The sequence below is a fragment of the Thalassolituus sp. UBA6592 genome, assembly GCF_002433655.1.
Classification (GTDB): Bacteria; Pseudomonadota; Gammaproteobacteria; order Pseudomonadales; family Oceanobacteraceae; genus Venatoribacter.
In genome coordinates this window covers 1-7,628 of the sequence record NZ_DJIO01000172.1, presented here as the reverse complement: position 1 = coordinate 7,628, position 7,628 = coordinate 1, and the positions used below count along the sequence as shown (strand labels likewise).

6 protein-coding genes are annotated in these 7,628 nt (G+C 51.5%); 3 read left to right on the top strand and 3 right to left on the bottom strand.

What is annotated here, in order from left to right; translation table 11 throughout:
- Positions 1-226, top strand: a 226-nt coding sequence (locus B2Z72_RS17460; RefSeq protein ID WP_297005430.1) for a hypothetical protein, incomplete at its 5' end; no start/stop codon positions are given.
- A gap of 431 nt (positions 227-657) precedes the next feature.
- On the opposite strand, the gene B2Z72_RS17455 is transcribed toward B2Z72_RS17460, so the two are convergent.
- From B2Z72_RS17455 to B2Z72_RS17445, 3 genes are all read right to left on the bottom strand, one after another.
- A complete protein-coding gene (locus B2Z72_RS17455; protein ID WP_296984090.1) occupies positions 658-1,263 on the bottom strand; it encodes a response regulator in 606 nt (201 codons plus the stop codon).
- 1 nt (position 1,264) lies between these two features.
- The gene (locus tag B2Z72_RS17450) at positions 1,265-3,577 is read right to left on the bottom strand and encodes a sensor histidine kinase (protein WP_297005427.1); all 2,313 of its coding nucleotides are present in this window, start codon (positions 3,575-3,577) and stop codon (positions 1,265-1,267) included.
- A gap of 330 nt (positions 3,578-3,907) precedes the next feature.
- Positions 3,908-4,807 carry an RCC1 domain-containing protein gene (locus B2Z72_RS17445; protein WP_296981828.1) on the bottom strand — a complete coding sequence of 300 codons (900 nt, stop codon included), beginning with the start codon at positions 4,805-4,807 and terminating at the stop codon, positions 3,908-3,910.
- Positions 4,808-5,340: 533 nt separating this feature from the next.
- Between B2Z72_RS17445 and B2Z72_RS17440 the strand changes: the two genes are divergently transcribed.
- Both B2Z72_RS17440 and gltX read left to right on the top strand, forming a co-directional pair.
- On the top strand, positions 5,341-5,769 hold the full coding sequence (locus B2Z72_RS17440; protein WP_296981830.1) for a hypothetical protein: 429 nt from the start codon (positions 5,341-5,343) through the stop codon (positions 5,767-5,769).
- A 161-nt stretch (positions 5,770-5,930) separates the two neighbouring features.
- Positions 5,931-7,433: a glutamate--tRNA ligase gene (gltX, locus tag B2Z72_RS17435; RefSeq protein WP_296981832.1), complete on the top strand. Its 1,503-nt coding sequence runs from the start codon at positions 5,931-5,933 to the stop codon at positions 7,431-7,433.
- Positions 7,434-7,628: the final 195 nt, after the last annotated feature.

Genomic DNA, 7,628 nt, shown 5'->3' with positions numbered 1-7,628 from the left:
CACCGCCACTTATTCAAAAACCGCGATTCTGCAAAGATTCGCGGTTTTTTTATGGCTGAAGCTTACCGGACCTGATGGCGGTGAGAGGAGGGTGAGAACCCTCGTGGGTTCGCACCGAGCGAAGCGACAAACGTCCGGAGCCTGCGACGGCGTTCATCCCGACCGGATCTTTAAAGTGGCTGGTCGGGATATCCCTCCACTAACTCTGATCGGCCACTTATTTTGAAAAACCGCATAGTCATCCGGCTCTGCGGTTTTTTTATGCCCCGCGTTTGCGTAAAAAGCGGTGAGAGGAGGGTGCCGAACCCTCGTGGGTTCGTTCCGAGCGAAGCGACATACAGCAACTTGTTGCTGAGGCCGGAGGCCGTTACATCCCGACCACCGCCACTTATTCAAAAACCGCGATTCTGCAAAGATTCGCGGTTTTTTTATGGCTGAAGCTTACCGGACCTGATGGCGGTGAGACGAGGGTGCCGAATCCTCGTGGGTTCGCACCGAGCGAAGCGACAAACGTCCGAAGCCTGCGACGGCGTTCATCCCTCCCGGTCATTAAACATGGCGTGGTCGGGGCATCCCTCCGCTTCCTTACATTGGCCACTAATTCTTAAAAAGCTGCGATTCTGCAAAGATTTGCGGTTTTTACGGCTGAATTTTTCCCTAATCCAGAATATAACCAGCCTGCCGCGCTTTGAGTGCTGCCTGGGTGCGGTTGGTGCTTTGAAACAGCGCCAGGATATCCGATACGTATTCTCTGACGGTTGCCGGTGATATACCGAGCTTTTCGGCAATTTCCTTGTTGGACAGTCCCTTTGCCATCAGTTCCAGGGTGTCAATCTGGCGTGGTGAGAGGATCAGCGCTTCAGTTTGCTCCTCGCCAGTGATAATGACCTGCTCTCCGGCCATAAATTTTTTGACGCCAGCGATCATGATTGCCTTTGAAGACGTCTTGCTGATGAAGCCGTCGGCGCCGAGTTCGAGCATCTGCCGGATGCTGGCCTGTTGGTCTTCTGATGAAACCACGATCAGTGGCAGTACAGGATAATCAGCTTTGATTTGCTTTAAACCTTCCAGTCCCCGGGTTCCCGGCATGTGGATGTCGAGCAGCAGCAGTGATACATCATTGTGCTTGAACAGGGCTTGTTGGGTGGAGGGGAAGCTGTCCGCTTCCAGAATCTCGATATCGGCGATGGCTTCCTGCAGCAGTCGTCGCAAACCGTCCCGGTAGAGTTCGTGATCGTCGCTTACTAACACTTTTACTGTCATGTTAATTAACCGTTTTGTTTGGCCGAAGGGGTGTCGTGGTTGTGCCTCTTGTATCTGCTTTTGCACTTTCGCGTGATGCATAATTTACCAGGGCGCGGAGTTGTGTCGGCAGCAGAGGTGCAGACAGGATCTGACAGTGACACACAGTCAGTGTCGGTCTGCTGGCAGATTCTGTGAGAACACAGGCAGTGATATTTTCTGATAGTTGTTGCGTAAGCAGGTCGCCGGTTGCCGTAATATCCGCTAAGGCGGCCTGGTCGAAGATTATCAAGGCTGCTGAATTGTGATTGGCAAGTTGCTCTGTGTTGTTTACGGAGTAAACCCTGACGCCCCAGTTGTGCAGGTGTTGCTGTGTAGCTTCCTGCAATTCTTTATCTTTAAAGAAAAGAGTGGCTTGTATTTCTGAGTGGTCAGGGAACAGGGTGGTGGCAACTTCTTCATCTGAATTGGCACAGGGGACGGTGATGCTGAATCGACTACCCTTGCCAACAACGGAATCCAGCGCAAGCGGATGGCCCAGTAGCTCTGATAAATGCTTTACCACCGACAGTCCAATGCCAGTGCCGCCCGGTTTTTCGAGAACACTTTCCGAGCGTTGATAAAGGTCGAAAATGATTTTCTGTTCGTGCGGCGCGATTCCGCTGCCGCTGTCGAGTACCTGGATTGAAATGTGGTTCTGGCGGCGTCGACAGCCAATAATTACTCGTCCGGAGTCTGTATATTTAATGGCGTTGGCTATCAGGTTTCTCAGCATTCGTTCCAGCAGTACAGGGTCGCTGTAGACGGTTGCACTGCAGGGGTGGATTGACAGCTTCAGGCCCTTATTTTTCGCCTGAATCTGAAAGTCGTACTGCAGTCGGGAAAATATACTGCTTATGGCGACTGCCTTTTTATCCGCTGTTAATACGCCGGCCTCAAGCTTATTAAGATCCAGTATTGAACTGAAGGACTCTTCAAGCTGGCGGTGGTTTTTGTTCAGTCCGTCGAAAAGACTCAGTGCTTCCTTGTCGCAGATATAAGGCTTAAGTGAGTCGAGGTATAAGCGCATGGAGTAGAGGGGTTGGCGTAGATCGTGGCTGCTCTGGGCTATAAAACGGGATTTCGCCTGATTGTCGATTTCAGCCTGAATCTTTTGCTGACGTAATGCCCGGACACGCAGAATCAGTGCTACGGCATGAATCATCATGTGCGAAATCTGAATATAAAGAGACTCAATCATCTGGTAAGAGGCTTTTACTTCCCGTTCGGAGTCACGTGACAGAAAAATAAATACGATGACTTCCAGGGCTGACAGAACCAGTGGCATCCAGCCAATGATGTACATGATGTAGTACCTGCCTGCCGCCCGAACTTTGGCGATACCAGAGCCAAGGATTACCGTCCATAACAGAAGGTAGTTCAACGCATACAGTGAAAGCTTTAAAATAAAAGGCAGTATCGGGCTTAATACCAGAACCAGCAGTGTGGCGCCGCCAGTGAATGCAAATGCCCGGTACCAGAACCCGGATTGACGATTGATTTGCAGAAAGCTTGCGGCAAAGGCCAGTGATGACAATATCGTGCAGGATACCAGTATCCACAGTAACTGATTTTTTTCGTAGGATGAGTTCAGGAATATAGCGGGCAGGCTGCTGCGATCCAGGTAGTAAAGCAATAATAATAATGACGATACGCCGGCCCATAAAAAGGTTGCTTCAGCCATCAGTAACCAGCAGATCAGTGCCAGAATAATCATGCCGATAATAATGCCAATGGCGGTTTTATAGATGAGGTCGGTGGTTGCTTTCCAGATCCGGTATTCCTGTTTACTCATCAGAGCAATGTATGGGTCCCATGCTTTTTTGTAAGCGGTTAACTCAACGATCACTGTGTATTCTTTGCCAGGTATCAGCTGGATATCAACCGCCCGGCCAAGGGTGTTGATGTCGGCATTGAGATTGGCGTTCTGCAGGATTTCAATATGTTGTTCGTTCTCGCCGCGAACCAGAATAGTTGGCTGCTCAAATCCAAAGTTGCTGACGTGCAGAACCCAGTGTGAATCAGATGTGTTGTTTACAATCTGAGTATGTAGCCAGTAACGGCTGTGCTTTCGAAAATCAGGGTTCAGCCCAAATTCCGACGGTGAGTCAGAAAGCGTCTGGATATCCTGCAGTGCTACGCCGTCTTTTGCCGGAATAAAACCTGCGGAATAATCAAGTGATGCCAGCGGGTAGCGGAAATCAGTCCGGGTCAGGGATAACGTATCTGCCTGGACTTGTTGAGCTGAAAGAAGGAAGAGTCCGGCAAGCAACAGACTGAGTGTTCGCAGCAACATTATCCTGGTCGCTTTAAGCCCTGGCATTCCGTTCCCTCTTGCAGGTTATCAGTAGTTGTTGTTGCAGTTGTGAAAATACCACGCCGACCTGTACAGGCTTATAAAACTGCCGGTTTGGCCGGTTTGCCTTATTAAAGGTTAATATCGGTGTGTGCATTATTCCCCAGTTTTCCGGATTGATCAGCAGTAAAGAGGCTATCGATAGTGAGTGTAAGCAGAAGTGGCCCCTGGACAGAAAAGCCCAGTCAGCTGTCACTGAATGGGCGAAAAAAGGGAAGAGTGTTGGTGAATGTTCAGGCCCTCGATTCTGGCTTTCTATTCAGGTCTTTTTTAAGGCGCCATGACTGCATCACGGATGCCGTATTCCCAGACCGGCTCTAAGACTTCATTGTATTCATTATTGCCCCAGCAGCTTACGTCGCCATTACTGTATTGTGCGCAGGTGTGCTGGCCACCTTCGCCGCTGGCAATGGCAGTGATGGTTGCGTCCGCCAGATCTGCAAATGAAATATCCACCGGAGTATTGCTGCTGGCGTCAGTGGTGGTATCACCAAGCTGGCCATAATTATTGCGGCCCCAGCAGGATACGGTGCCGCCACTTAAAGCACATGCGTGTACGTTGCCGGTGCTGATAGCGCTGACATTCCCGAGACCGGCTACCTCGATTGGCTCATTGGTATAGGCGTCGGCAGAGCTGTTGCCCAGCTGGTCATAGTTGTTTCTGCCCCAGCAAACCACAGTTGCACTGGTGGTGAGCGCACATGTGAATTGATTGCTGGCGGAAATGGCAGTGGCGCTTAAGGCAGTGTCGTATGAAATATTACTTAATACGGTGCCACCGCTGTTTTCAAGCGTAAGAGAATAACTGCCGTCCGGCCAGTCAGCAGCATTGAAATGCAATTCGTGGGCGGTTTGGGAGGTAACGTCGATTGACGCACCATTGACAGCGACGGTTACGTCATCAAGGTTGCTGCCGGAGATCTTAACATCGGCGCCGCTGTAAAATGCGCCGGGATGGACGGAGGCGATCAGTGCAGGAGGTTCGTTGATCTCTTCCGGATCCGAATTATCCGGGGCCGGGTTATCAGGGGCCGGGTTTTCGCCAGAAACATTATCCCCGGCATTTTGGCCGGAGCCCGAAGATCCAGAGGAGTTGCCACCTCCGCAGCCACTCATTGATAAAACAGTAAGCAGCGCACAGATAACCAGAGCTGGATGTTTGATAAGCATAGTGAATTATTATTTAAGTGGTGAGTCGCTCAGCGGATATACGGCCAGGGTGCGGCGTCGTGTTGTTCGCTGATGTTTTTACATTCGGTAACAACATTAACGAAGGCAAACGATGGCGGACAACCCGACAGATAGTGGGGTGAGGGTCTGGATCCTCGGGGATTCGTACCGGCGAAAAGCAGCTGACTGCTTCTGTGACGGCGGTAAGTACTGCCGCTTCTTTAAACAGCTGTGATCAGGATCTCGTCGCAGATACTCTCTTCGCAGATACTTTCTTCGCAGATATTCTCTCCGCGGAACCAGGCCTTCCGCTTACCTGCTGTTTGTGGGCGCTCAGATAACTACGGAATTCTGGTCCAATCGGGCAGCATAAAGACCAATTACGACGACAGATTTGGTCAATGCGCCGTGCTTGCCCAGAATGTAAGCTTTCCGACATCCGGACGCTGGACAGGACTCGCATCATGGCCCACCATTCGCCGCTTTAAAGCCCAGACCGGGTAAAAAATGCGTCATAGGTTACGGAGCATTTGATGAACGAATATCTCAGGGTACAGGAACTCCGGGAAAACCTGATGGAGTTAACGGAGCGCATTAATCAGAGTCAGAGTCACTTTGAGCTTCGTGGTACTTTGTTTGAAGGGATTCTGTCGCAGAAAAAGGCGGACGCCGCCTGTCGCGAACTGGATGATTTTTACACAGAATATTTTGATAACGTACGTGAAGTGACTGTTATCGCGATTCCCAGCTCCGGTGAGCGGGGGATGGGGTACAAGTCAGAGGGTGCAGAGCTGCTCGGGCATTATTCTCTGATTTACGCCAATGAAAGGGCTGTGGCTGACTCTGCGCTCAAGTCTTTTCAGACCGCCATTGCCGGCTATCGCCAGATGGTGGTGAACCGTCGCATCCAGCTGTTTTCTCTTTTCGCTATTCTGCTTTCTGCTGCAGCGCTGTTGCACTGACACGCGCATACGTCCCTGGACGGTCAATGTTCAGGGGCTGCTTATCCTTTATTCATCTGCTGCTCAGTGGTTATCCGGCGTGTGCGTTATGGCGCGCTTTTCTCTATAATCTGCGCTGTTTTTTACAACCTCTCAATCCGACCGAAAAGAGACAGATTCCTATGACGGTTCGCACCCGTGTTGCGCCTTCACCGACCGGTGATCCTCACGTAGGCACAGCCTACATTGCTTTGTTCAACCTGGCTTTTGCCCGTCAGCATGGCGGCGAGTTTATTCTGCGCATCGAAGATACCGATCAGCAGCGCAGCACGCCGGAATCAGAGCAGGCTATTCTCGACAGCCTGCGCTGGCTGGGACTGGAATGGTCGGAAGGTCCGGATGTTGGTGGTCCTCACGGCCCTTACCGTCAGAGCGAACGTCGTGACATTTATGCAGAGCACGTGCAGCTGCTGCTGGATAAAGGCCATGCCTTTAAATGCTTCCGTACCGCGGAAGAACTGGATGCGATGCGTAACGAGCGTCAGGCGTCCGGTAACAGCATGGCACTAAAGCCATCCGACCTGATGCTGCCGGAAGAAGAAGTGGCCCGCCGCGAAGCGGAAGGTGCGCCTTTTGTTGTGCGTATGAAGGTGCCGGAAGAGGGCGTATGTGTCGTCGACGATATGCTGCGCGGTCCGATTGAGCTGGACTGGTCGCAGGTTGATGCACAGATTCTGATGAAGTCTGATGGCATGCCGACTTACCACCTGGCCAACGTGGTGGATGACCATCTGATGGGCATTACCCATGTTATCCGTGGTGAAGAATGGATCAGCTCGGCGCCGAAACATAAGCTGCTGTACAGCTACTTTGGCTGGGATATGGTGCAGCTGTGTCATATGCCGCTACTGCGTAACCCTGATAAGAGCAAGCTGAGCAAGCGTAAAAACCCGACCTCCATTATGTTCTACGAGCGTATGGGCTTTATGCCGGAAGCGCTGCTGAACTATCTGGGGCGTATGGGCTGGTCGATGCCGGATGAGCGTGAAAAATTCACCCGCGACGAAATGTTCACTAACTTTGATATCAAACGTGTCTCTCTGGGCGGCCCGGTGTTTGATATGGAAAAACTGCGTTGGCTGAACAGCATGTGGCTGCGTGAACTGGATGCTGATGGTTTTGCCGCGAAATACGCAGACTGGGCATTTAAGCCTGAGCGTACCTTGCCGCTGATTCCTCATATTCAGCCTCGTGTCGAGACGTTTTCGGATGTTGCGCCGCTGGCGGGGCATTTCCTGTCTGGTATGACAGAACTGACGCCGGCATCATTCGAGCACAAAGCCTTTGATGAAGAATCCCTGCTGGTCGCACTGCAGTATGGCCTGTGGCAGCTGGAAGAAATCCGTCATTGGGATGTGGAAGAAATCAAAACGCGCATGTTTGCTTTGGCAGGTAAGCTGGATATTAAAGTACGTGATTTCCTGAATCCGTTCTTTATCGCCATCGCTGGTACTTCGGCGACGATTTCCGTACTCGATAGTATGGCGCTGCTGGGGCCGGATATGAGCCGTGCCCGTGTGCGTCATGCCATTGAGGTTCTCGGTGGTGTTGGTAAGAAAAAAGCGAAAAAGATGGAAAAAGATTACCGCGATATCTCTGCTGCGATTCAGGCGGAGCTGGGCTGATCGCTGAGCGCAGCGTTCAAGCTCCGGTAAATCGACTAAGAAACGGCCCTGCGGGGCCGTTTTTTCTGGCCGGACTGCGGGGCAGGCGGCTAAGTTGTTGTTTAAGATAAATTTTTTTAAATAATGTGTTGACAGGGTGGGGGTCCGAACGTAAGATACGCCCACGTTTTGAGACGGGGCCTTAGCTCAGCTGGG

Excerpts from the sequence above, each read along its gene's own strand:
- B2Z72_RS17455 (WP_296984090.1), bottom strand. The coding sequence starts at position 1,263 with ATGACAGTAAAAGTGTTAGTAAGCGACGATCACGAACTCTACCGGGAC.
- B2Z72_RS17450 (WP_297005427.1), bottom strand. The coding sequence starts at position 3,577 with ATGTTGCTGCGAACACTCAGTCTGTTGCTTGCCGGACTCTTCCTTCTT.
- B2Z72_RS17445 (WP_296981828.1), bottom strand. The coding sequence starts at position 4,807 with ATGCTTATCAAACATCCAGCTCTGGTTATCTGTGCGCTGCTTACTGTT.
- B2Z72_RS17440 (WP_296981830.1), top strand. The coding sequence starts at position 5,341 with ATGAACGAATATCTCAGGGTACAGGAACTCCGGGAAAACCTGATGGAG.
- gltX (WP_296981832.1), top strand. The coding sequence starts at position 5,931 with ATGACGGTTCGCACCCGTGTTGCGCCTTCACCGACCGGTGATCCTCAC.